The 25,194-nt window shown below is 66.9% G+C and carries 15 protein-coding genes; 10 read left to right on the top strand and 5 right to left on the bottom strand.

The window, feature by feature from the left end; translation table 11 throughout:
- The first annotated feature begins 55 nt into the window (after window positions 1-55).
- The 3 genes from AC1RNQ_RS04105 to AC1RNQ_RS04115 are packed head-to-tail and all read left to right on the top strand — an operon-like array spanning window position 56 to window position 5,831.
- The gene (locus AC1RNQ_RS04105) at window positions 56-1,231 is read left to right on the top strand and encodes an efflux RND transporter periplasmic adaptor subunit (protein WP_493169147.1); all 1,176 of its coding nucleotides are present in this window, start codon (window positions 56-58) and stop codon (window positions 1,229-1,231) included.
- Window positions 1,228-4,422: an efflux RND transporter permease subunit gene (locus tag AC1RNQ_RS04110; RefSeq protein ID WP_493169148.1), complete on the top strand. Its 3,195-nt coding sequence runs from the start codon at window positions 1,228-1,230 to the stop codon at window positions 4,420-4,422. Before AC1RNQ_RS04105 ends, AC1RNQ_RS04110 begins: the two co-directional genes overlap by 4 nt.
- Window positions 4,422-5,831 (top strand): efflux transporter outer membrane subunit, encoded by a 1,410-nt coding sequence (locus AC1RNQ_RS04115; RefSeq protein WP_493169149.1) that lies wholly within the window; start codon window positions 4,422-4,424, stop codon window positions 5,829-5,831. Before AC1RNQ_RS04110 ends, AC1RNQ_RS04115 begins: the two co-directional genes overlap by 1 nt.
- Window positions 5,832-5,938: 107 nt before the next feature.
- Here the strand turns inward: AC1RNQ_RS04115 and AC1RNQ_RS04120 are convergent, their stop codons facing one another.
- Window positions 5,939-6,907 (bottom strand): NAD(P)H-dependent flavin oxidoreductase, encoded by a 969-nt coding sequence (locus tag AC1RNQ_RS04120; RefSeq protein ID WP_493169151.1) that lies wholly within the window; start codon window positions 6,905-6,907, stop codon window positions 5,939-5,941.
- 143 nt (window positions 6,908-7,050) lie between these two features.
- Between AC1RNQ_RS04120 and AC1RNQ_RS04125 the strand changes: the two genes are divergently transcribed.
- The 3 genes from AC1RNQ_RS04125 (at window position 7,051) to AC1RNQ_RS04135 (ending at window position 10,542) form a co-directional block, all read left to right on the top strand.
- Entirely contained in the window at window positions 7,051-8,748 is a 1,698-nt protein-coding gene (locus AC1RNQ_RS04125; RefSeq protein WP_493169152.1) for an N-acyl-D-amino-acid deacylase family protein, read from the top strand.
- Window positions 8,749-8,800: 52 nt separating this feature from the next.
- Window positions 8,801-9,031: a hypothetical protein gene (locus AC1RNQ_RS04130; RefSeq protein WP_493169154.1), complete on the top strand. Its 231-nt coding sequence runs from the start codon at window positions 8,801-8,803 to the stop codon at window positions 9,029-9,031.
- 101 nt (window positions 9,032-9,132) lie between these two features.
- Entirely contained in the window at window positions 9,133-10,542 is a 1,410-nt protein-coding gene (locus AC1RNQ_RS04135; RefSeq protein WP_493169155.1) for a sugar porter family MFS transporter, read from the top strand.
- Window positions 10,543-10,593: 51 nt separating this feature from the next.
- Here the strand turns inward: AC1RNQ_RS04135 and AC1RNQ_RS04140 are convergent, their stop codons facing one another.
- A complete protein-coding gene (locus AC1RNQ_RS04140; RefSeq protein WP_493169156.1) occupies window positions 10,594-12,096 on the bottom strand; it encodes a tryptophan halogenase family protein in 1,503 nt (500 codons plus the stop codon).
- Window positions 12,097-12,275: 179 nt separating this feature from the next.
- Here AC1RNQ_RS04140 and AC1RNQ_RS04145 point away from each other — a divergent pair, with 179 nt between their 5' ends.
- The gene (locus AC1RNQ_RS04145) at window positions 12,276-15,590 is read left to right on the top strand and encodes a TonB-dependent receptor (protein WP_493169158.1); all 3,315 of its coding nucleotides are present in this window, start codon (window positions 12,276-12,278) and stop codon (window positions 15,588-15,590) included.
- 63 nt (window positions 15,591-15,653) lie between these two features.
- On the opposite strand, the gene AC1RNQ_RS04150 is transcribed toward AC1RNQ_RS04145, so the two are convergent.
- From AC1RNQ_RS04150 to AC1RNQ_RS04160, 3 genes are read right to left on the bottom strand one after another with little or no spacing between them, the layout of a single operon-like run.
- Complete coding sequence (locus AC1RNQ_RS04150; RefSeq protein WP_493169159.1) at window positions 15,654-16,382, bottom strand: DUF6445 family protein; 729 nt, start codon at window positions 16,380-16,382, stop codon at window positions 15,654-15,656.
- 30 nt (window positions 16,383-16,412) lie between these two features.
- A complete protein-coding gene (locus tag AC1RNQ_RS04155) occupies window positions 16,413-17,585 on the bottom strand; it encodes an endo-1,4-beta-xylanase (protein ID WP_493169160.1) in 1,173 nt (390 codons plus the stop codon).
- Window positions 17,582-19,990, bottom strand: coding sequence for a glycoside hydrolase family 3 N-terminal domain-containing protein (locus tag AC1RNQ_RS04160; protein ID WP_493169162.1), 2,409 nt, complete (start codon window positions 19,988-19,990; stop codon window positions 17,582-17,584). The genes AC1RNQ_RS04155 and AC1RNQ_RS04160 overlap by 4 nt, the downstream gene beginning before the upstream one ends.
- A 146-nt stretch (window positions 19,991-20,136) precedes the next feature.
- Between AC1RNQ_RS04160 and AC1RNQ_RS04165 the strand changes: the two genes are divergently transcribed.
- From AC1RNQ_RS04165 to AC1RNQ_RS04175, 3 genes are all read left to right on the top strand, one after another.
- Window positions 20,137-22,251, top strand: coding sequence for an alpha-glucuronidase family glycosyl hydrolase (locus AC1RNQ_RS04165; RefSeq protein ID WP_493169163.1), 2,115 nt, complete (start codon window positions 20,137-20,139; stop codon window positions 22,249-22,251).
- A gap of 82 nt (window positions 22,252-22,333) precedes the next feature.
- A complete protein-coding gene (locus tag AC1RNQ_RS04170; RefSeq protein ID WP_493169165.1) occupies window positions 22,334-23,413 on the top strand; it encodes a LacI family DNA-binding transcriptional regulator in 1,080 nt (359 codons plus the stop codon).
- The gene (locus AC1RNQ_RS04175; protein WP_493169166.1) at window positions 23,410-25,191 is read left to right on the top strand and encodes an IlvD/Edd family dehydratase; all 1,782 of its coding nucleotides are present in this window, start codon (window positions 23,410-23,412) and stop codon (window positions 25,189-25,191) included. Before AC1RNQ_RS04170 ends, AC1RNQ_RS04175 begins: the two co-directional genes overlap by 4 nt.
- Window positions 25,192-25,194: the final 3 nt, after the last annotated feature.

Consider the following 25,194-nt stretch of genomic DNA (forward strand, 5'->3'; position numbering starts at 1 on the left):
CCCCCTCCCTGCCGCGCGATGTCGGACCGCCCTGAAAAAAGAAAAGACCAGCCCCATGACCTTGCGCCGCTCCCTTGCGCTTTCGATTCTCTGTTCGCTGACGCTCGCCGCCTGTTCGGGCGGCGAGGAGCAAGGCGGCCCACCGCAGTTGCCGGTGACGGTCGCGCCGCCGCTGGTCCGCGAGATCACCGAATGGGACGATTATGTCGGCCGCTTCGAGGCGATCGACAGCGTCGAGGTGCGCCCGCGCGCCTCGGGCTATCTGCAGCGCGCGCATTTCACCGACGGCCAATATGTCCGCGCGGGGCAGCTCTTGTTCACCATCGACGCGCGCCCGAGCCAGGCCGCGCTCGATCAGGCGCGCGCGCAGCGCGCCCGCGCGCTGGCGACGCTCGCCAATGCGAAGACCGAACTCGCGCGCAGCGAAACGCTCGCCAGGTCGCAGGCGGCGAGCCAGGAAGAGGTCGAGCAGCGCCGCGCCGCGGTGCGCACCGGCGAGGCCGATGTCGCCGCCGCGAGCGCCGCGATTCGCGCCGCCGAGCTCAACGTCGGCTTCACCCGCGTCCTCGCCCCGATCTCGGGCCGCGTGTCGCAGCGGCTGGTCGACCCCGGCAATGCGGTGACCGCCGACCAGTCGATCCTGACCACCATCGTGTCGACCAGCCCCATTCATTTCAGCTTCCAGGGGTCGGAGGCGAGCCTGCTCGAATATGAGCGGCGCGGCGACACGCTCGTCGGATCGCCGGTGCGCATCAAGCTGCAGGGCGCGGCCGACTACAGCATCGGCGGGCGCATCGACTTCGTCGACAATGCGCTGTCGAACGGGTCGGGTACCATCACCGTGCGCGCTGTCGTCCAGAACCCCGACGGCGCGCTGCGCCCCGGATTGTTCGGCCAGCTCCAGCTCGCCGCCTCGGCGCCGCGCGCGGCCTTCCTGCTCCCCGACACCGCGATCGTCACCGACGGCCCGCGCCGCGTCGTTTACGTCATCGGTCCCAAGGATGTGGTGCAGGCGCGCCCGGTCCAGCTCGGCCCCGTGGTCGGCAATCTGCAGGTGATCCGCTCGGGCGTGACCGCGAAGGACCGCATCATCGTCGGCGGCATCCAGCGCGCGATGCCCGGCAAGCCCGCCAAGGTACAGGCCGGGCGCATCGGTGCCGACGGCAAGGTGATCATGCCCAAGGGCGCCCAGCCCGCGAAAGGTGAGACGAAGGCGGGAGCGGCGAAGTGAATTTCAGCCGCTTCTTCGTCGATCGCCCGATCTTCGCGGCGGTCATCGCGATCTTCATCACGCTGATCGGCGCCTTCGCCTATCCGCAGCTGCCGCTCGCCCAATATCCCGAGATCGCGCCGCCGACGATCAGCGTCACCGCCGCCTACCCCGGTGCCTCGTCCGAGACGATCGCCGAGACCGTCGCCGCGACGCTGGAGCAGGAGATCAACGGCGTCGAGGACATGCTCTACCTCCAGAGCAGCTCGACGCAGGGGCAGGCGCAGATTACCGTCACCTTCCAGCCGGGCACCGACCTCGACGCCGCGCAGGTGCTGGTGCAGAACCGCGTCGCGCTCGCCGAGCCCCGCCTGCCCGAACAGGTGCGCCAGATCGGCGTGCAGGTGAACAAGCAGGAATCGGGCTTCCTGATGATCGTCGCGCTGACCTCGACCGATCCCGCGATCGACGTCGATTATGTCGGCAATTATGCGAATTCGACCTTGCGCGACCGGCTGCTCCGGCTCGACGGCATCGGCGGGGTGCAGATCTTCGGCGGCGGCTTCTATTCGATGCGGATCTGGATCGATCCCGACAAGGCCGCGGCGCGCAATCTGACCGCACCCGAAATCGTCGCCGCGCTGCAGAGCCAGAATGTCCAGGTCGCCGGCGGCTCGGTCGGCGCCCCGCCCTATGGCAAGGGCAATCCCGCCTTCGAACTGCCCGTCCAGGTCCCCGGCCGTCTCGTCAGCCCCGAACAATTCGCCAATGTCGTGATCAAGACCGACACGACGAACGGCGCGATCACCCGGATCAAGGATATCGGGCGCGTCGAGCTCGGCGCGCAGGATTATGGCATCCGCGGCCGCTTCGACGGCCAGCAGGGCGTCGGCATGGCGGTGATCCAGCAGCCGGGCGCCAATGCGCTCAACGCCGCCAATCTTGTGCTCGAAGAGGTCGAGGCGGCGTCGAAGGACTTCCCGCCGGGGGTCAGCTATTCGATCCCCTACAACCCGACCGAATATGTCGAGGCGTCGGTGACCGCGGTGCAGGAGACGCTGGTCGAGGCGATCTTCCTCGTCGTGCTCGTCGTGCTCGTCTTCCTGCAGACCTGGCGCGCCGCGATCATCCCGATCGTCGCGATTCCGGTGGCGCTGGTCGGCACCTTTGCGGTCCAGCTCGCGCTCGGCTTCTCGATCAATTCGCTCTCGCTCTTCGCGCTCGTTCTCGCCGTCGGCATTGTGGTCGACGACGCGATCGTCGTCGTCGAGGCGGTCGAGAAGCATATTCGCGAGGGGCTGACCCCGCGCGAAGCCGCGCACCGGACGATGGACGAGGTGTCGGGGGCGCTGATCGCGATCGGGCTCGTGCTCGTCGCGGTGTTCGTGCCGACCGCCTTCGTCCCCGGCATCCCCGGCATCTTCTACCAGCAGTTCGCGGTGACGATCGCCGCGGCGACGGTCTTCTCCTTGCTCACCTCGCTGACGCTGTCGCCCGCGATGGCGGCGCTGCTGCTGAAGCCGCACGAGGAGCATCACGCGCCGCCGAAGAACCGCGTGGCGCGCTTCTTCCGCGCCGCCGCCGACAAGTTCAACAGCGGCTTCGACAAATTGTCCGAACGCTATGGCCGCACCACCGCGTCGCTGGTGCGCAAGACCACCGTCATGCTCGCGATTTACGCCGTGCTGCTCGCGGCGACCGGCTGGCGGCTCACCGCCACCCCGACGGGTTTCATCCCCGACCAGGACCAGGGCATCTTGATCGGCGTCGTCCAGCTGCCCCCCGGCGCGTCGCTCGACCGCACCAGCGAGGTGCTCGAACGCGCGCAGAGGGAAGTCGCCAAGGTCGAAGGCGTCAACAATATCGCGACCTTCGCGGGGCTCGACGGGTCGAGCTTCTCGAGCGCGTCGAACGCCGGGACGATGTTCGTGCGCCTCAAGGACTGGGACGAACGCGGCAGCAAGCTGTCCGCCGCGGCGCTGTCGCAGCAATTGTCGGGCGTGCTCGCGGGTGCGCTGCCCGAGGCGCAGGCCTTCGTCATCGCGCCGCCCGCGGTGCAGGGGCTCGGCAACGGCAACGGCTTCACGATGATGCTCCAGGCGACCGGCGGCCAGAGCTACAAGGAGCTCGAGCAGGTCACCGGTGCGATGATGGGCGGCGCCGCGCAGATGCAGGACGTGCAACAGGTCTTCTCGCTGTTCAACACCGGATCCCCGCGCATCTTCGCCGACGTCGACCGCGACAAGGCGCAGATCCTGGGCGTCGACCCGAGCCAGGTCTATGCCGCGCTCGGCACCTACCTCGCGTCGACCTATGTCAACGACTTCAACTTCCTCGGCCGCACCTTCCGCGTCACCGCGCAGGCCGAACCGACCTCGCGCGCGAGCATCGAGGATGTCGGGCGGCTGCAGGTGCGCTCGACCTCGGGCGAGATGGTGCCTTTGTCGTCGGTCGCGACCTTCCGCAACGACAGCGGCCCGACGCGCGTCGTGCGCTACAACCTCTTCCCCGCGGTCGAGCTGCAGGGACAGGCGGCGGCGGGGGTCTCGTCGGGCACCGCGCTGACCGCGATGGAAGGGCTCGCCGACAAGACGCTGTCGAACGGCTTCGCCTATGAATGGACGGGCCTCGCCTATCAGCAGAAGGCGGCGGGCAGCAGCTCAGTGCTGATCTTCCTGCTCGCGGTGGTGTTCGTCTTCCTCGTGCTCGCGGCGCAATATGAATCGCTGCCGCTGCCGCTCGCGGTGATCCTGATCGTGCCGATGTGCATCCTCGCGGCGATGATCGGGGTGAACCTGCGCGGCATGGACAATAATATCCTGACGCAGGTCGGCCTCGTCGTGCTGATCGCGCTCGCGGCGAAGAACGCGATCCTGATCGTCGAATTCGCCAAGCAGGGCGAGGAAGCCGACGGGATGAACATGTATGACGCCGCTGTCCATGCCGCACGCTCGCGCCTGCGTCCGATCCTGATGACCAGCTTCGCCTTCATCTTCGGCGTGATCCCGCTCGCGACCGCGTCGGGGCCGGGGCAGGAGATGCGCCAGTCGCTGGGCACCGCGGTGACCTTCGGGATGATCGGCGTGACGATCTTCGGGCTGATCTTCACCCCGCTCTTCTACGTGCTCTGCCGCCGTCTCGGCGACCGGGCGAACCGCTGGTTCCGGCGCAACCGGAACAAGAGCGGCGATACGCCCGTGGAGAGTTTCTGATGACCCGTAGCCTGTTCATCGCGGCAGCGAGCGCGCTCGCGCTCTCGGCCTGCACCGTCGGCCCGCGCTATGTCTCGCCGGTCCCCGCGGCGCCGTCGCAGACGCCCTTCCTCGAGGCCGGCAAGTCGCCCGCGTTCAGCGGCGAGCAGCCGCCGGGTGCGTGGTGGAGCCTGTTCGGCGATCCGCTGCTCGACCAGCTGGTGACCGAGGCGCTGGCAGCGAACACCGACCTGCGCGTCGCCGCCGCCAATCTGGAGCAGGCGCGCGCGGTGCTGCGCGAATCGCGCGCCGGGCGCCTGCCGACCACGACGATCGGCGCCAGCGGCACCTATGCCCGCCAGCGCAACCCGCTCGGTGCGGGGTCGGTCGAGGGCGAGACCTATGACGTCGGGCTCGACGTCGGCTACCAGGTCGACCTGTTCGGGCGCGTCGAAAGCGCGATCCGCGCGAGCCGCGCCGACGCCGAAGCGGTGCAGGCGGCGTTCGACCTCACCCGCATCACCGTCGCGGCCGAGACGACGCGCGCCTACACCGACGTCTGTTCGTTCAACCGCCAGATCGCGGTCGCCGAAGAGACTTTGCGCATCCAGGAGGCGACCTTCGATCTCACGCGCCGGCTGTTCGAGGGCGGGCGCGCGACGCGGCTCGAGACCGGGCAGGCGGGCGCATTGCTCGAACAGACGCGCGCCGCGATCCCGTCGCTGACCGCGCAGCGCTCGGCGGCGCTCTATCGCCTCGCACTGCTCACCGGCAAGCCGCCCGCCGAGGCGCCGCAGGCGGTGCTCGCGTGCCAGGCACCACCCGAACTCAATCGCGCAATCCCGGTCGGCGACGGGGCGAGCCTGCTCGCGCGCCGCCCCGACATCCGCCGCGCCGAACGCCAGCTCGCCGCCGCTGCCGCGCGCGTCAATGTCGCGACCGCCGACCTTTACCCCAGCATCAGCCTCGGCGGGTCGATCGGCTCGACCGCGAACTCGATCTCGGGGCTCGGCTCGTCGGACGGCTTCCGCTTCTCGCTCGGCCCGCTGATCTCGTGGAACTTCCCCAATATGGAGGTCGCGCGCTCGCGGCTGAAACAGGCCGAGGCGGGCGCCGATGGCGCGCTCGCGACGTTTGACGGCGCATGGCTGACCGCCTTGCAGGAAAGCGAGAGCGCGCTCGCCAATTATGCCGGCGAGCTCGACCGGCTCGCGGCGCTGCGCCGCGCCGCGGCCGAGGCGGGCGAAGCCGCGCGCATCGCGCGGCTGCGCTATCGGGCGGGGCGCGAGAATTTCCAGGTCGTGCTCGACGCCGAACGCTCGCTCGCCGCGATCAACGCGAGCATCGCCCAGTCGGAGCAGGCGCGTGCGACGAATCTTGTAGCGTTGTTCCTCGCGCTGGGCGGCGGCTGGCAGGAACCGGCGGCTTAAAGCCCCTCCCCTTTAGGGGAGGGGTTGGGGTGGGGCTTGTCAAGGTAGCGTAAGGCCTTGGCCCCCACCCGCTGCGACTAGGCAGCAAGCTGCCAAGTCTCGCTGCCCTACCCTGCGATCTTCGCCCGCACGGCTTCGGCCTGGCGCATGATATTCTGAACCAGCTCGGCGCAGGTGGGGATGTCGTGGATCAACGCCTGGCTCTGGCCGCTGGTCCAGATGCCGCCGTCGACATCGCCGCCCGCCAGGACATTCTCGCGCCCGCGCACGCCCGCCATCAGATGCCGGACGTCGTCGAAGGTCTTGGTCGGGTCGCGCTGGATCTCGGCGACTTCCATCGACACGGCATTCTTCGCGACGCGCGCGGTGTTGCGGAGCGTCCGGCCGACGAGCACCGTGTCGGTCTCGTTCGCGTCGACGATGCGCTGCTTCACATTGTGATGGATCTGCGCCTCGACCGTCGCGCAGAAGCGCGTGCCCATGTTGACCGCATCGGCGCCCAGCGCGAGCGCCGCGATCAGGCTGCGCCCGTCGGCCATGCCGCCCGAGGCGATAATCGGCACATCGGGCAGCGCGTCGGCCGTGGCGGGCAGCAGCACGACGAGCCCGACATCGTCCTCGCCGGGATGACCCGCGCATTCGAAGCCGTCGATGCTGATCATGTCGACGCCCTTCTTCACCGCCGACACCGAGTGGCGCACCGAAGTGCATTTGTGGATCACGGTGACACCTTCTTCCTTGAAGCGCGGCAGGTGATCGGTCGGGGCGCGGCCCGCGGTCTCGACGATCCGGATCCCGCTCGCGATGATCGCCTCGCGATATTCGTCATAGGGGATGGGGTTGATCGACGGCAGCAGGGTCAGGTTCACGCCGAAGGGCTTGTCGGTGAGCCTCCGCGTCGCTTCGATCTCGTCGAACAAGGCCTGGCCGGTCGGATACATATGCGCGGTGATGAAGCCCAAGGCGCCGGCATTGGCGACCGCCGCGACGAGCGGACCGTAACCCACGCCGGTCATGCCGCCCATCAGGATCGGGGTTTCAATGCCGAACTTCTCGGTAATGCGCGTCTTGATCAAGGCTTCCTCCCGTCGTTTCGTTGCAAGGCCCTTGGCGCGGCGGCGGGCGGTGATCAAGCCTGATAATCGCGCATCCGCCTATGGCCAGCCGCGCGGGCTTGGGGCAGGATGGCCGACAGTCGACGGCAGCAGGGAGAAAAGACATGGCGGGGAAGCGACGGATCGCGGGGTCGTTGGCGATGATCGCGAGCCTGCTCGCGCTGTCGGCGGCTCAGGCAGCCGAGGATACCGCCTATGACATCGTCATCCGCGGCGGCACGATCTACGACGGGTCGGGCAAGCCGCCGGTCAAGGGCGATGTGGCGATCAAGGACGATCGCATCGTCGCGGTCGGCACGGTGGCGGGCAAGGGCCGTAGCGAGGTCTCCGCCGCGGGCATGGCGGTCGCGCCGGGCTTTATCAACATGCTGAGCTGGGCGACCGAATCGCTGATCGCCGACCCGAAGAGCCAGAGCGACATCCGCCAGGGCGTCACGCTCGAGGTGATGGGCGAAGGATGGTCGATGGGACCGATGAACGCGGCGATGAAGGCGCAGGAAACCGAGCGGCAGGGCGACATCAAATATGCCATCGGCTGGACCAGCCTCGGCGACTATCTCGGCTGGCTGGAGAAACGCGGCGTCGCGACCAATGTCGCGAGCTTCGTCGGCGCCGCGACGGTGCGCGTGCACGAGCTAGGCGAAGGCGATGTCGATCCGACCCCCGAACAGCTCGCCAGGATGCAGGCGCTGGTGCGGCAGGCGATGGACGAGGGCGCACTCGGTGTCGGCAGTTCGCTGATCTACGCCCCCGGCTCCTATGCCGAGACCGACGAGCTCGTCGCGCTGACCAGCGAGGCGGCGAAATGCGGCGGCATGTATATCAGCCATATGCGCTCCGAGGGCGACCGGCTCGAGGAAGCGGTCGACGAGCTGATCGACATCTCGCGCCGCTCGGGTGCCCCTGCCGAAATCTATCACCTCAAGATGGCCGGTCGCGCCAATTGGGGGAAATTGGATTCGGTGGCGCAGAAGATCGAGGGCGCGCGCGCCGCGGGGCAACGGATCACCACCGACATGTATCTCTACACCGCGGGCGCGACCGGACTCGACGCCGCGATGCCGACCTGGGTGCAGGCGGGCGGACTCGAGGCGTGGATCGAGCGGCTGAAGGACCCCGCGACCCGCGCGCGCGTCGCCGCCGAGATGCAGAAGCCGGGGAGCGACTGGGAAAATCTCTATATCGGCGCGGGCGCCGACAAGATGATCCTCACCGGCTTCAAGAACGAGAAGCTGAAGGTGCTGACCGGCAAGACGCTGGCCGAGGTCGCGGCGATGCGCGGCAAATCGCCCGAGGAAACCGCGATGGACCTGGTCGTCGAGGACGGCTCGCGCGTCGGCACCGTCTACTTCCTGATGTCCGAGGACAATGTGCGACGGCAGGTGCAGCTGCCGTGGATGAGCTTCGGCTCCGACGCCGCGTCACAGGCGGCCGAGGGCGTGTTCCTGAAATCGGGTGCGCACCCGCGCACCTATGGCAATTTCGCGCGGCTGCTCGGCCGCTATGTCCGCGACGAGAAGCTGATTTCGCTCGAGGAAGCGGTGTACCGGCTGACGACGCTGCCCGCGACCAACCTGGGCATCAAGGAGCGCGGCGCGCTCAGGCCCGGCTATTATGCCGATGTCGTGGTCTTCGACCCCGCCACGATCGCCGACCGCGCGACCTTCGAGAAGCCGCACCAATATTCGGTCGGGGTGCGCGACGTCTTCGTCAACGGCGTCGCGGCGCTCGAGGCCGGCGAACCGACCGGCGCCACCCCCGGCCGCGCGGTGCGCGGCGCGGGTTATGGCAAGTGCCGCTGACGTCCATCATGGGCCGTCCGGCCTTCCGGGCGCAGATCGCATTCGCCAGCAGATGAAAATGACCTGCACGCCCGTCCGCGACACAGCCGGATCGGACAATCCGCCGATCTGCGCCCTGTTTGCGCTGGCCGAAGACGCCCACGCCGCCACGGATGAAGGCGAGCTGTCCTGCCCCCGCCTCTATGCTCAGGAGGCAAATGAACTCCACTATCCGATCGGTATCCAGCGACAGCGCGAACCTGCGCCGCGCGATCCGGCGGTGGACGGGCCAGACTATCGGTGAAATCCGTTCGCAATGATGCACGGATCATGATCGAATGGGGCTTGCACTGCCGATGACATCAAATCATGATAGCGCTACCATAAAAGAGCTTGGGAGAGCGCATGAACACCACCTCGGGAAGCCAGACCAATCTGGCGCTCATTTTTGCGATCGTCGCCGTCGCCACGATCGGCGGCCTGCTGTTCGGTTATGACAGCGGCGCGGTCAACGGGACGCAGGACGGATTGCGGACGGCCTTTGCGCTCGGCGAGGCGGGGCTCGGATTTACCGTCGGGTCGCTGCTGATCGGCTGTTTTGTAGGTGCCTTTCTTGCGGGCAAGCTGGCGGACGTGCTCGGCCGGCGCAATGTGATGATCCTGTCCGCCCTACTGTTCCTGGTCGGCGCGCTGATCCAGGGCTTCGCGCATGTCCAGTGGCTGTTCGTAGCGGCGCGGATTATGGGCGGGATGGCGGTCGGCGCCGCGAGCGTCTTGTCGCCCGCCTATATTTCGGAGGTTGCCCCAGCGCATATCCGCGGCCGCATGACGACGGTGCAGCAGATCATGATCATCACCGGGCTGACCGCGGCCTTCGTCGTCAATTATTTCCTCGCCGCCAGCGCCGGTACCTCGACCGCCCCCTATTGGGCGGGGATCGAGGCGTGGCGCTGGATGTATCTGATGCAGGCGGTTCCCGCCGCGGTCTTTCTCGTCGCGCTCCTGTTCATCCCGGAAAGCCCGCGCTATCTGGTGTCGAAGGGGCGGATCGACGAAGCGGGCCGCGTGCTGACGCGCCTGTTCGGCGCCGCGGCAGCCACCATCAAGGTCGACGAAATCAGGGCAAGCTTCAGCGCCGACCATCGCCCTCGCCTGTCCGACATCTTCGATCCGGTGAAAGGCGGGGTGCGGCCGATCGTCTGGGCCGGGCTGCTGCTCGCGGTGTTCCAGCAGCTCGTCGGGATCAACGTCATCTTCTATTATGGCGCGACCCTGTGGCAGCTTGCAGGCTTTACCGAGGATCAGTCGCTGCAGATCAACATCGTGTCGGGGATCGTGTCGATCGCCGCCTGTTTCGGGACGATCCTGCTCGTCGACCGCATCGGCCGCAAGCCGCTGTTGCTGATCGGCTCGGCGGGCATGGCGGCGACCCTGTTTGCGCTCGTCTATGCCTTTGCCAACGGCACGCTCGATGCCGAAGGCCAGCTGCAATTATCGTCGTCGCTCGGCACGCTCGCGCTGATCGCGGCCAATCTCTATGTGATCTTCTTCAACCTCAGCTGGGGTCCGATCATGTGGGTGATGCTGGGCGAGATGTTCCCGAACCAGATCCGCGGCTCGGCGCTCGCCGTCTGCGGTTTCTTCCAGTGGTTCGCGAACTTCCTGATCTCCTTCACCTTCCCGATCATGGCGGTCGGGCTGGGCTTGGCGGTGAGTTACAGCTTCTATGCGATTTGCGCGGTGATCAGCTTCTTCCTGGTGCAACGCTTCATCGTCGAGACCAAGGGCAAGGAACTCGAAGCCATGACCGGCTGAGCGCTTCCCGGCGAAGCCTTTCCGAGGGGGCCGGGCGACTGGTCCCCTTTTTCATGCGGCGCAATGCTCGCGGACATAATCGTGGTGGCGCGGCATATGATCGACCGAGGCGGCCACCGCCGCCTTGATCTGGCGCAGCCGCTCGCGCGTCTGGTCAATCGGCATCAGCTCGGCGACCGGATCGAAGGTGCGGGCGCCGAGACGCTGGCCCTCCATCACCGCGAACCAGCTGGTGTCGTTGAACAATTCCTCATGCTCGCGAAAGGCGCGGCCGCTGCTCTGGAAGACGCGGATTTTTTCGGCGAGCCGGTCGGGGATCGGCATCGTGCGGCAATAGTTCCAGAAATCGGAATCATCGCGCGTCGTCGCATGATAATGGAGGACGAGGAAATCGCGCACCAGCTCGCTCTCCTCGACCATCAGCCGGTTATAGCGATCGATGCTCGCGGTATCGAAGCCCTGGTCGGGGAAGTTCGACAGCAGGCGCGCGATGCCGGTCTGGATCATCCAGATGCTCGTCGATTCGAGCGGTTCCATGAAGCCCGCCGACAAGCCGATCGACACGCAGTTCTTTTCCCAGAAGCGCGCGCGGTGACCGGTGGTGAACTTCAAAAAGCGCGGGTCGGCGAGCGGCTTGCCGCCCAGATTGGCGAGCAGCACCGCGGCCGCCTCGTCGTCGCCGATATAGTCGCTGCAATAGACATGGCCGTTGCCGACGCGGTGCTGGAGCGGGATGCGCCATTGCCAACCGGCGCTGCGCGCGGTCGAACGCGTGTAGGGGGGAAATTCCTCGCCCAGTTCGCACGGCACCGCAACGGCGCGATTGCATGGCAGAAACGCCGACCAGTCGATATAGGGCACACCGAGCTCGCGGCCGATGAGCAGGCCGATGAACCCCGAGCAGTCGACAAACAATTGCCCGCCGACGCTGCGGCCGTCCTGCATCGTCACCTGCTCGATATGCCCCGTCTCGCCGTTGCGCGTCACGCCGGTGATCCGGCCCTCGACGCGGCGCACGCCATTGCTCTCGGCCAGCTCGCGCAGATAGAGCGCGTACAGCCCGGCATCGAAATGAAAGGCATAGGCGATCGAGGAGAGGAGCGAGCCGGGCGCGGTGGTCGGGCGCATGAACTTGCCGTGGCGCGCCGCCTTGGCCATCACCGAATAATCCTCGACGTCGGCGAATTCGGCTTCGCCGCGCAGCCGCTGCCAGAAAGCGTGGAACGACACCCCGCCCATATCGACGCCGATATTGCCGAACGGGTGGAAATAGCGCTGGCCGATGCCGCCCCAGTCGACGAACTCGATCCCGAGCTTGAAGCTGCCCTTGGTGCGGCGGACGAAATCATCCTCGTCGATGCCGAGCATGCGGTTGAAGATATTGATCTGGGGGATCGTCGCCTCGCCGACCCCGACGGTGCCGATCTCGTCCGATTCGACCAGCGTGATCGTGGCATAATCGGGGCCCAGTATCCGGGCGAGGGCGGCGGCGGTCATCCAGCCGGCAGTGCCGCCACCGACGATGACAATCGATTGAATTCTGGTCGTTTCCATCGCACTCCCCCTCCAACGTCGGCATTTTTGTCACACCCGATCGTCGTCGTTGATCCCTAACGCAAATCACCGCTTGTCGAAACCCGGTGTATGCCATATGACGTGGAAATGGTAGCGCTACCTTTCGGGGCACGCAACCATATGAGGCCGAAAAGGCCCATGACATGGGAGGGGTATAAATGCCTGTTGTAACGATATTTTCTCGTGAAGCTCGGCGCACGAATCAGGGCGCGCCATGGCTTCGCCTGAGCGCTTCGACGCTGGCGCTTGTCGCCGCCACGATAATCGCTACCCCCACCTTTGCCCAGGACAGCGCAGACGACGGGGTCGCCGAAACGACCAGCGACGACGCCATCGTCGTCACCGGCTTCCGCGCCGCGCTGCAAAGCGCGCAGGGTCGCAAGGAAAATGCCGACACGGTCATCGATTCGATCACCGCCGAAGACATTGGCGCGCTTCCCGACCGGTCGGTCACCGAAGCGCTGCAGCGCATTCCCGGCGTCACCATCAACCGCTTCTCGGCGGGCGTCGATCCCGACCATTTTTCGGTCGAAGGGTCGGGCGTCACCATCCGCGGCCTGAGCTATGTCGGATCGCGCTTCAATGGCCGTGAGGCGTTCAGCGCGGGCAATGGGTCGGGGCTCAGTTTTGCCGACGTTCCATCCGAACTGCTGGCCGGGGTCGATGTCTACAAGACGCCGTCCGCGGACCTGGTCGAAGGCGGGATCGGCGGGATCGTCAACCTGCGCACGCGGCTGCCCTTCGACCAGACGGGCTTGCTGGTCGCCGGTTCGGCCGAGATCAACTATGGCGATTTCGTCGAGAAATCGGCGCCGACCTTCTCGGGCCTGATCAGCAACCGCTGGTCGACCGGGATCGGCGAGATCGGCCTGCTCGCCAGCGCCTCCTATTCGCAGCTCCATTCGCAGGCCGACCGCATCGGCATCTCCAGCTTCCGCCCGCGCACCAGCTATTCGGACGGGACGCGCACCGACGTCGTGCCGTTCGCGGGGGCGACCGCGGGGCCGTCGGTGCTGTTTCCGCGCGGCGCGGTGCTCGGCCGCCAGAATTTCAATCGCGAACGTTATGGCTATTCGGCCGCCGCGCAGTGGGAAAGCAACGACGGGACGCTGGCCGCGACTTTCCAGTTCCTGCGGTCCGACGCGCGCCAGGCGTGGAGCGAGAATACGATCGAAATCGCCACCGACAATGTGTCGAACAACGGCGATTCGCGCGCCGTCGCGGGCACATCGCTGGAATTCGACGACAGCGGCGTGTTCGAAAATGGCGTGATCACCGGCCCGACCGGCTGGCGCGCCGACCAGCAGACCGCCGACGTCCGCACCCCGGTGCTCGGGCTGCAGTCGAACAATATCCGGCGCGACCATTATGAGCGGATCAAGACCACCGACTATTCGGCCAATCTGCGCTGGACGCCGACCGAGAATTTCGCGCTGAATTTCGACTATCAGCACGTCGATTCGAAAAGCGACGTCGAGGACAACACATTGTGGGGGTCCTCCTATCAGGATGCCGTGATCGACCTCAACGGGCATGGCCTGCCCTTCGTGCAATTCCTGCCGCCGCAGACCTGCATCAATCCCGCCTGCCCGGGTCCGGAAGGATCGACCGGCGGCACCATCGGGTTCGACGGTGACGATCACCCATCCTATTTCGGCGCCAACCATCAAAGCTTCACCGACCCGTTCAACAGCTTCTACCGCGCCGCGATGGATCATCTCGAGGCCAGCGAGGGCAGCGAAGACGCCTTCCGCGTCGATGCCGAACTGTCGTTCCCCGACAGCGGCTTCCTGAAGTCGGTGCAGCTTGGCGGGCGCTATGCCGACACCGAACAGACGGCGCGCTTCTCGATCTACAATTGGGGCGTGCTCAGCGAGCAATGGGGCAATGGCGGGCCGGTCTGGTTCGACGACAATGTCGACGGGGTGGTCGGCGGCAACGGCGGGGCACCGCTGCCGGGCTATGAAGAGGTCTTCTATCCCAATTTCTTCCGCGGCGCCGCGAACAACCCGATCGCGGGCCAGGGCCGCCTCTTCTATTCGGGCGACACGGTCAAGGACCGCGCCGCCTACATCGCCTATGCCAATGCGATCGCGCGCGAATGGCAGGGGACGACCACCTGCGGCGTCGACGGCCGGACGATCAACGCCGGCTGGAACTCGCTGGCCGACCGGTGCGGCAATGTCGCCGGCACGCCGTTCCAGCCCGGTGAGATCAACCCGCAGCAGAACAAGAATCTGGCGCTCTACGGGATGGTCAAGTTCGACAGCGAATTCGGCAGCGGGATGCGCTTCACCGGCAATGTCGGGCTGCGCTACACGCGCACCAAGCGCACCTCGCAGGGGTTCCAGCAATTCGCGAACAACCCGACGTCGATCACGACCGAACAGGCGTGCGCCGATGCCGCGAACCAGGGCCAGCCGGCGACGGGTTTCTGTACCTTCACGCCGGCGGTGCGCCAGCAGGCGCGCAACTATCTGAACGGCGCGCTGCTGCCGATCGACGCCAAAACGACCTATGATTATTTCCTGCCGAGCGTGAACCTGAAGCTCGAGGCGGGCGGCGGGCTGCAGTTCCGCGCCGGCTATTTCAAGGGCGTGTTCGCGCCGCCCTTCGGCTTCTCGCGCAACTATTTCAACGTCACGGGTCTCAGTGCCAACCAGAATGTCGACAGCACCGGTGCGGCGATCCCGGGCAGCTTCACCATCCAGTCGACGGTGACCGCGGGCAACCCCAATCTGTTGCCGACGACATCGGACAATTTCGACCTCACCGCCGAATATTATTTCAGCAAGGTCGGCCAGGTGACGCTGTCGCTGTTCCACAAGCGGCTGCACAATGTCGTGACCAACGCGACGATATCGACCGACCTGACCAACAATGGCGCGACCTTCCCGGTCGTGCTGACGACGGCGATCAATTCGCCCGACACGGGCAAGGTTACCGGCGCCGAAGTGTCGTACCAGCAGGTGTTCGATTTCCTGCCGGGGCCGCTGTCGGGGCTGGGGATCCAGGCGACCTATACCTATGTCAAATCGTCGGGGGTGCCGCAGACGACCCTGTCGGCGACCGACCCCGACGTCGCGGCGGGGCGCCAGTCGGCGATCGCGGGCGACGCCTTCCCGCTGCAGGGCCTGTCGAAGCATACGATCAACTTCACGCCGTTCATCGACATCGGGCCGCTGTCGCTGCGCGCGTCGTACAACTGGCGCTCGCGCTATCTGCTGACGATCCGCGACGTGATCACGCCGTTCGATCCGATCTTCCAGCGCGCCTATGGCCAGCTCGACGCGTCGGCGACCGTGTCGGTCACCGACAATTTCAAGCTGGGCATCCAGGCCGTGAATATCCTGAACTCGCAGACGCGGACCGAAGCCGCGGTGCTCAACGGCGCCGGCGAGATCCAATATGTCCCGCGCCAATGGTATATGAGCGACCGGCGCTTCACGATCCTGGCGCGCTTCAACTTCTGACGCGCGCCGCAAGGCTTTCCTCCACCTTGGGGTCGCCACTCTGTCCCGAAGTGGCGGCCCTTTTTATGCCGGCGGCGCGGCATCGCGCCGATAGGCGATGAACATCGTCGCGGTCAGCCGCCCCGTACGCGGATCGGCAGGATGGCCGACCGATGGATCGATGATGCCTGCATGCAAAGCGTTGCTGCGATAGAGAATCAGGCGGTCGAACGCCGCCGGAACCACGGCTGTCCGGACATGATCGGTGGTCTGCGGCGATGGATATGCACGGCCCGGATGCGTCGCCAATGCCGCATCGCGCGCGCGGTCCCACGCGGCTTCACGATCGGGCGATATCGTCTCGAAGCCTGTCGATAGCTGGCGGAAAAAGGCGGTGCCGCCGAAATGCGCCGGGCACAGATAATGCACCGTCGCGAAATGCAGCGGGTCGCTGGTGTCGATATGCGGCACGGTCTGGAGCGGGACGAGGTCGGCCGCCGGCGTCGCGACGATCGAGAAGAAACATTCGGCGCGCGCCAGCCGCACCCGTTCGAGCCCGTAGACGCGGCGGACGAGCGGGTCGAGCCGCGCGACCATGGCCCGCACATAATCGAGCGGCATCGGCGCGCGCCAGCCGGGGTAGAGATTGTCGGCGACGGGCGCGAAGGTCACCGCATTGCCGGCAAAATCGACCAGCGCATGGGGATCGGTCGTCGCGCCGTCGATACGGATCAGCGGCGCGCGCTCGGCGCCGATCGCCAGCACGTCGACGACGGCGGTATCGGCGGGCTGGCAAACGAGCGCGGCGGTCATGCGCCCGTTGTCGCGGCTATCGCGGGCGGGTCAAGCGCGCGGGGCGGCACCGGCGAACAGATCGGCGAGCGCGGCGCGCATCGGATGCGGCCGGAAGTCGTCGCCATAGGGGCAGCAACGCTGCGGCAGGCCGTCGGCGCGCGGGGCGAAACCCTGCAGCCAGCTATATTTGTCGACCATGCCCCAGGCGAGGATGTCGCGAAGCTGCGGATAGCTCAGCATCACCTCCAGATAAGCGCGGGTGTAGTTGGCGACCCCGGTGTCGCGCGCCGCGTGATCGGCGGGCAGGCCATTGTCCTTGACGTCGAATTCGGTGAGCAGGAGCCGGTATCCCATGGCGGTGACATCGTCGCAAAAGACGCGCCATTCCTTCAGGTCATGAGGGCCGATGCCGGTCGCGCGGTCGATCGTGCGCATTTCGATATGCGACTGGATGCCAAGCGCATCGCACGGGACCCCGCGCTTGCGAAACCCTTCGAGCAGGCGCAGCACGCCGGCGCGGTGGTTCGCATGCCCCGGCTCCCAGCTCATATAGTCATTATAGACGAGCTCGGCGCCGGGCAGTTCGCGGCGCGCGGTGTGGAACGCCAGGTCGACCACCGCCTCGTGGCTGCCCATAGCCTTCGACATCGAGGTGTCGACAAAGGCGCCGGTCTGGTCGTCGAACAATTCGTTGACGACGTCATAGCTGTGGATGACCCCGCGATAGCGCCGCGTGACCGTTTCGATATGGCTGCCGATCAGCCGCGCCGCCTCGGTCGCGGGGCGCGCGCCATAGTCGTAATTATTGACCCACGGGGGCATCCATTTCGGACGGTGCCAGAGCAGGGTGTGGCCACGGATGTCGAGGTTTTTCGATTTGGCGTAGCCGACGATGGCGTCGAACGCCGCGAAATCATAGGCGTCGGGGCCGGGGCGGATCGCCTGCCACTTCATCTCGTTCTCGGCGACGACCAGTCCGCATTCGCGCTCGATGATCGCCCGATAGGCGGGGTTGCCGATCGATCCGCTGTCCGATCCTTCGGCGCCATAGGCGATCGCCGAACCGAAGCGCAGGCCCTGGCGTGCCGCAATCCGGTGCAGGCCTTCGCCGGCCGGCGGGATCGATGCCGTGGTCGTCGCGGCGCGGCCAGCGCACGCCGTCAGCGACAGCGCCGACAGGCCGGCCAGCGCCTCGCGCCGGGTGAATGCCGCATCGCTCACGGCGTGACGACCAGCTTCGCCGACTGCAACTCGGCCGAATTGGGGCCGACCATGATCTCGAATTCACCGGGTTCGATCACCCGCTGCATGTCCATATTCCACATCTGGAACGCCGCAGCGGTCAGCGTGATCGTCACCGGCCTGGTCTCGCCGGGTTTCAGCGTGACGCGCCGGAAACCCTTGAGCTCCTTGACCGGCCGGGTGACCGAGCTGATGCTGTCGCGGACATAGACCTGCACCACTTCGTCGCCCGCGCGCGCACCGCTGTTGGCGACATCGACGGTCACCGTCACCGGCTGGCCCGCGGCGATCGACGGGGCCGACAGGCGCGGCGCGCCGATGGTGAATTTCGTGTAGCTCAGCCCGTAGCCGAAGGGGAACAGCGGCGCCTTGTCATCGAACAGATAGCCGCGCCGCGCGGTCGGCTTGTGGTTGTAGAAAAAGGGCAGCTGGCCGACATTGCGCGCCACGGTCACCGGCAATTTGCCGCCGGGATTGGTCCGCCCGAACAGCGCGTCGGCGATCGCATGCCCCTGCTGCTCGCCGCCGTACCAGGTTTCGAGGATCGCGGCGGCCTTGGCGACGACGCCGGGATAGGAGGGCGGCCGGCCGTTGACGAGGACGACGACGACCGGCTTGCCGAGCGCCTTCAGCGCGTCGAGCAATTCTTCCTGTTCGCCGACGATGTCGATGTCCGAGCGGTCGCCGAGATGGCTGTCGGCCCAGCCTTCGCGGCTCGTCTGTTCGGTGTCGCCGATGAAAAGAAGGATATGGTCGGCGCCGCGCGCCGCCTCGACCGCCGCGGCGATGCGCTGGCGGTTGGCGGCGGGGTCGGCGAGTTTGACCTCGTCGGCCCACCAGTCGTCATTTTCGGTGATCTTGACGCCTTCGTTATAGACGATCGCAGCCTTGTCGCCGACCAGCGCCTTGATCCCGTCGAGCGGCGACACCGTTTTGGGCGGGATGCCGTAATAGCCGCCGAGCCGCGCGACCGCGGCGTTCGGCCCGATCACCGCGATGGTCGGCCTGGGCGCCCCGGCGGCGGGCAGCGCGAGCGGCAGGACGCCGTCATTCTTGAGCAGGACCAGCGATTTTTCGGCGGTGCGCCGCGCCAGCGCGATCGCCTCTTCATTGTTGGTGACTGCGGTCGCCTTCATCGTCGCGAACGGGTTTTCGAACAATCCGGCAAGAAATTTGATCCGCAGTATCCGGGTCACCGCGGCGTCGATGTCGACCTCCTTCACCTTGCCCGCGTGCACCGAGTCGACGAGCGTCCTGTACGCCGCGCCGTTGGGCAGATCGCTGTCGACCCCGGCGGCGAGCGCCTGGCGCGCGGCATCGGCGAGATCGGGGGCGATCTTGTGCAGCCGGACGAGGTCGTCGATCGCATAATAGTCGCTGACCACCGCACCCTCGAACCCCCATTCGCCGCGCAGCACGTCGCCGAGCAGCCATTTACTGGCGTGGCTGGGAACGCCGTCGATCTCGTTATAGCTCGCCATCACCGCTTCGATCCCGGTGCGCTTGACCACCGCTTCGAACGGCGGGAAAAAATCCTCGCGCAGCGTGCGTTCGGCGATCGGCGCGGGGCCGACATTGGTGCCGCTTTCGGGCTGGCCATGGCCGGTCATATGCTTGAGCGTGGCGAACACTTTCCCCGGCGCGAGCGGACCGCGTCCGCCTTTGCCCTGCAGGCCCTCGACCGCGGCCACCCCCATTTCGCTGACCAGATAGGGATCCTCGCCGAACGTCTCTTCGATCCGCCCCCAGCGCGGGTCGCGCGCGACATCGACGACGGGCGACAGGACATAGGGGACCCCGCGGGCGCGCACCTCGCGCGCGATGACGCCGTTCACGTCGCGGATGAGATCGGGGTCGAAGGTCGACGCCATGGCGATCGATTGCGGAAAGCTCGTCGCGTCGCGCGCGGCAAGCCCGTGCAGCGCTTCTTCGTGGAACAGCACGGGGATGCCGAGCCGGGTATTTTTGGTCGCCCATGTCTGCACCGCATTCGCATAAGCGACGCTTTCCTCGATCGAGCGCAATTTATTGGTGCGCGGGCTGCTCGGGCCGCTGCGGTCCGACGGACGCGCGATCTGGCCGAGACCATCGGGGAATTTTTGCGACGCCTTGGCGGCATTCCAGGTTGTGTCGGCGTTCTGGACGTCGGCCTTGCTGTCCCACAAGGTGATGATCTGCGCGACCTTTTCCTCGAGCGTCATCCGCGCGAGCAGGTCGGCGACGCGCGTATCGGCGGCCAGGCTGGCGTTTCGATAGGGCGCACTGGCGGGCGGTTTGGCGGTCGGAGAGGCCGATGCGGCGGGGACGGCGGACTGGCCCATGACCGGCGCCAGCGGCAGCGTCATCGTCGTGGCCAGAAGCGCGGCCGCCAAAGTCATGCGCATGATCGTCTCTCCCATTTTTGCTTGCGCGGATCGATTCCCCGCGCTTATGTTAGCGCTACCATGAAAGAAAGCGGCGCAGGCTGTCAAGCCATGCCGAACGCTTTGGGGAGGACAGGATCAGGGCAACGCGGGGCATCGGAGCCATCATGGCAGGCGCGCTCGCGCTCCTTTCCTGCGCGGTCCCGGCGCAGGCCGAGGATGGCTATGAGCTGTGGCTGCGCTATCGTCCGCTCACGCCGTCCTATGCCGACGCGCTCGCCGCCGTCGCGCCGACATTGGCGGTCGACGCCCCGCCCGGCGCGACGGTCGATGCGGCAGCAGCCGAGCTCCGCCGCGCCTTCGCGGTGTGGCTCGACCGGCCCCTTTCGATCGCCGGCGACGGTGCCGGCCTGCTGCTGTGCCGCGCCGATCGCCCATGCGCCGAAAAATTGCCGGAGGCCGCCAAAAGAGCCCCTGCTCTGGCCGGCGCGTTCCGTATCGACCGCCTGAACGGCGGCCGCGTCGTCATTTCGGCGCGCGACGATATCGGCCTGCTGTACGGGAGCTTCGCCCTCCTCCGCCATATCCAGCAACAGGCGCCGCTCGATGCATTGCCGCAAGCCGACGCCCCGCGGGTCGCAATCCGCATGCTCGACCATTGGGACAATATCGACGGCAGCGTCGAGCGCGGATACGCCGGGCGCTCGATCTTCATATGGTGGCGCCTTCCGGGATATGTCGACCCGCGCCTGACCGACTATGCGCGCGCCAATGCCTCGGTCGGGATCAACGCGGTCGCGGTGAACAATGTCAACGCGCCCGCAACCTTCCTGACCCCGCGCTTCATCGCCAAGACGCGCGCGCTCGCCGACACGCTGCGCCCCTATGGCATCCGCGTCTTTTTGTCGGCGCGCTTTTCCGCGCCGCGCGACCTCGGCGGCCTCGCCACGGCCGACCCGCTCGACCCCGCAGTGCAGCGCTGGTGGCGCGCCAAGGCCGATGAAATCTATGCCGCCATCCCCGACTTCGGCGGCTTTCTGGTCAAGGCCAATAGCGAGGGCCAGCCGGGGCCGCAGGATTATGGGCGCACCCACGCCGACGGGGCAAACATGCTGGCGCGCGCGGTGGGAACGCGCGGCGTCGTGATCTGGCGCGCCTTCGTCTATGACCCCGACCCCGCCGTCGAACGGACGATGCAGGCCTATCGCGCCTTTGCGCCGCTGGACGGGCAGTTCGACGCCAATATCGTCGTGCAGGTCAAGAACGGCCCGCTCGATTTCCAGCCGCGCGAACCGGTGAGCCCGCTGTTCGGCGCGATGCCGCAGACCCGGCTCGGCCTCGAGCTGCAGATCACCAAGGAATATCTGGGGTTCTCGACGCATCTCGCCTATCTGGCGCCGCTGTTCGAGGAAGCGCTCGATACCGGCGGACTCGGCAAGGACGGGCGCGCGACGCTCGCCGAGGTCGTGACCGGTGACGGCTCCGCGCCGACCAGCCTGATCGCCGGGGTCGCCAATATCGGGTCCGACCGCAACTGGAGCGGATCGCATTTCGACCAGGCGAACTGGTACGCTTTCGGCCGTCTCGCTTGGAATCCCGACCTGTCGTCCGATGCCATCGCACGCGAATGGGCGGCGCGGACTTTCGCCCCCGACCCGCCGCTGGTCGACGCCGTCGCGGCGATGATGATGCCCAGCCGCCAGGCGGTCGTCGACTATATGACCCCGCTCGGCCTCGCGCATCTGATGGGCAGCGACCATCATTATGGGCCAGCGCCCTGGGTCGACGATCTTGGCCGTCCCGACTGGAATCCCGTCTATTATCACCGCGCCGATGCAGACGGGATCGGGTTCGACCGGACGGCGACCGGCAGCAACGCGCTCGCCCAATATCCCGCCGGACTGGCGGCGCGTTACGCGGATGAAAGCGACCCCGCGCTGCCCTTGCTGCTGTGGTTCCACCGCAAGCGCTGGGACGATCGGCTGGTCACCGGGCGTACCGTCTGGGACGAACTCGTCATCCGCTACGACCGCGGCGTCGCCGGGGTCGATGCCATGGCGGCGCGATGGGACGGCCTCCGCGGGCAGGTCGACGACCGGCGCCATGCCGAGGTCGCCGCGCTGCTCGCGGTGCAGCAGGACGAGGCGCGCTGGTGGCGCGACGCATCAATCGTCTATTTCCGGTCGCTGTCGAAGCGCCCCCTGCCCGCGGGCCATGCCGCGCCGGCGCATTCGCTCGATTGGTACCGCGCCCAACGCTTCCCCGAGACGCCCGGCCTATGAACGCGGCGTCGCCCCGATATTCGCCTAGCGCTGGCAGGTCAGACGTTTTAGGGACGCTGACATGAGCCAAAAGAGCGCTACCATGCCCCGCCAGGGCCGCCGCCAGGGCAAGGCCCCGACCATTTCCGACGTCGCCGCCGCGGCGGGCTGTTCGCCGATGACGGTGAGCCGCGTCATCAACGGCGATACAAATGTCCGCGCCGCGACGCGCAGCCAGGTGATGGAGGCGATCGCCGCGCTGCGCTACATGCCGAACCGCGCCGCGCGCAGCCTGGCCGGCGGCGAGCAATTGCGCATCGCGCTGCTCTTCGACAACCCCTCGGCCTCCTATCTCAGCGAATTCCTGATGGGCGCGCTCGAAGAGGCGACGCGCAGCGACATCCACCTGATCGTCCAGAGCTGTCTCGATGTCGCGGAGGCGCAGGCGCTGATGCGCAACCTGGCCCAAGGGGGCATCAAGGGCTTCATCCTGCCGCCGCCGCTGTGCGACGACCAGAGCGTGCTCGATCTGGTCAGCGAACTCGACGCGATCGCGATCGCGGTCGGGCCGGGCAAGGCGACGGGGTCGCATGGCGCGGTGATGATCGACGATTTCCAGGCCGCCTATGACATGACCAAACATATCATCGACCTGGGTCATCGCCGCATCGGATTCATCATCGGCAATCCCGAGCAGGTCGCCAGCGGACGGCGGTTGAACGGCTATCTGGCGGCGATGGCCGACGCGGGACTCGAAACCCCCGACGAACTGATCGTGCAGGGCCGCTTCACCTATCGCTCGGGCATGGACGGCGCCGAACGCCTGCTCGCGGTCAGCCCGCGGCCGACCGCGATCTTCGCCTCGAACGACGATATGGCGGCGGCGACCGTCGCGGTCGCGCACCGGCGCCACCTCGACGTGCCCAACGACATCACCGTCTGCGGCTTCGACGATACCGCGATGGCGAGCACGATCTGGCCCGAACTGACGACGATCCGCCAGCCGATCCGCGAGATGACCGCCTGGGCGGTCGCCGCGATCGCCACGATCATGCGCGCGCGAAAAGCGGGCGATCATGCCGAGGAGCAACAGATGACATTGCCCTATTCGCTGATCCGGCGCGAATCCGACGCCGCGCCCAGCCTCGCCACGCGCCGGCCGAAGGGCGTCGAACAAAGGTGACCGAACCCGCGCCCCGCCCCCGGCTGCGATCGCGCGACTGGTTCGACAACCCCGAACGCTGGGACATGACCGCGCTCTATCTCGAGCGCTTCATGAATTACGGCACGACGCCCGAGGAGTTGCAGTCGGGCAAGCCGATCATCGGCATCGCGCAGTCGGGCAGCGACCTGTCCCCCTGCAACCGCGTCCATGTCGATCTGGCGAAGCGGATCCGCGACGGCATTCGCGACGCGGGGGGCATCCCGATCGAATTCCCGGTCCACCCGATCTTCGAGAATTGCCGCCGCCCGACCGCGGCGCTTGACCGTAACTTCGCCTATCTGGGGCTGGTCGAGATCTTGAACGGCTATCCGCTCGATGCCGTAGTGCTGACGACGGGCTGCGACAAGACCACGCCGTCGCAGGTCATGGCGGCGGCGACGGTCGACATCCCCGCGATCGTGCTGTCGGGCGGACCGATGCTCGACGGATGGCACGACGGCGAGCTCGTCGGGTCGGGCACGGTGATCTGGCGCAGCCGCCGCGCGCTGTCGGCAGGGCTGATCGACGAGGCCGAATTTTTGCATCGCGCGACGTCGAGCGCGCCGTCGCTCGGCCATTGCAATTCGATGGGCACCGCATCGACGATGAACGCGGTCGCCGAAGCGCTGGGGCTGTCGCTCACCGGCTGCGCCGCGATCCCCGCGCCGTACCGCGAGCGCGGCCAATATGCCTATCGCACGGGGCGGCGAATCGTCGAAATGGTGCACGAGGATCTGCGCCCGTCGCGCATCCTGACGCGCGAGGCGTTTCTGAACGCGATCGCCACGGTGAGCGTGTGCGGCGGGTCAAGCAACGCACAGCCGCATATCGTCGCGATGGCGCGGCACGCCGGGATCGAACTCGAACCCGAAATCTGGACCGACCATGGGTATGACCTGCCGCTGCTCGTCAATATGCAACCGGCGGGGCAATATCTGGGCGAGCGCTTCCACCGCGCCGGCGGGGTGCCCGCGGCGATGTGGGAATTGCTGAAGGCAGGCAAGCTGATCGGCGATTGCCCGACCGTCACCGGCCGGACCATCGCCGAGAATCTCGCAGGACGCGAAAGCGGCGACCGCGAGATGATCCGGCCGTTCGCCGATCCGTTGCAGGCCAAGGCGGGGTTCCTGACCCTGAAGGGGAATTTGTTCGATTTCGCTGTGATGAAGACATCGGTGATCTCCGACGAGTTTCGCGCACGCTATCTCTCGCAGCCCGGCGCCGAAGGGGTGTTCGAGGCGCGCGCGATCGTGTTCGACGGATCGGACGATTACCATCATCGGATCAACGACCCGGCGCTGAACATCGACGAAAATTGCATATTGGTGATGCGCTCGTCGGGTATTCTTGGCTGGCCGGGGTCGGCGGAAGTCGTCAACATGCAGCCCCCCGACGCCCTGATCCAGCGCGGCGTCCAGTGGCTGCCGACGCTGGGCGACGGGCGCCAGTCTGGAACGTCGGACAGCCCGTCGATCCTCAACGCCTCGCCCGAAAGCGCGGCGGGCGGCGGGCTGGCGTGGCTGCGCGACGGCGATATGATCCGCGTCGACCTCAACGCCGGGACGTGCGACATGCTGGTCGAGGCCGACGAGATCGAACGGCGAAAGGGTGACGGCCTGCCCGAAATTCCGCCGAGCAACACGCCGTGGGAAGAGCTGTTCCGCGAGAAGACGGGGCAGCTCGGCGAAGGCGGGGTGATGGAATTCGCGCTGAAATATCGCCGGACGTCGAAGACGCTGCCGCGGCACAATCATTGAAGT

It is taken from the genome of Sphingopyxis sp. GW821-FHT12F08 (assembly GCF_058806755.1).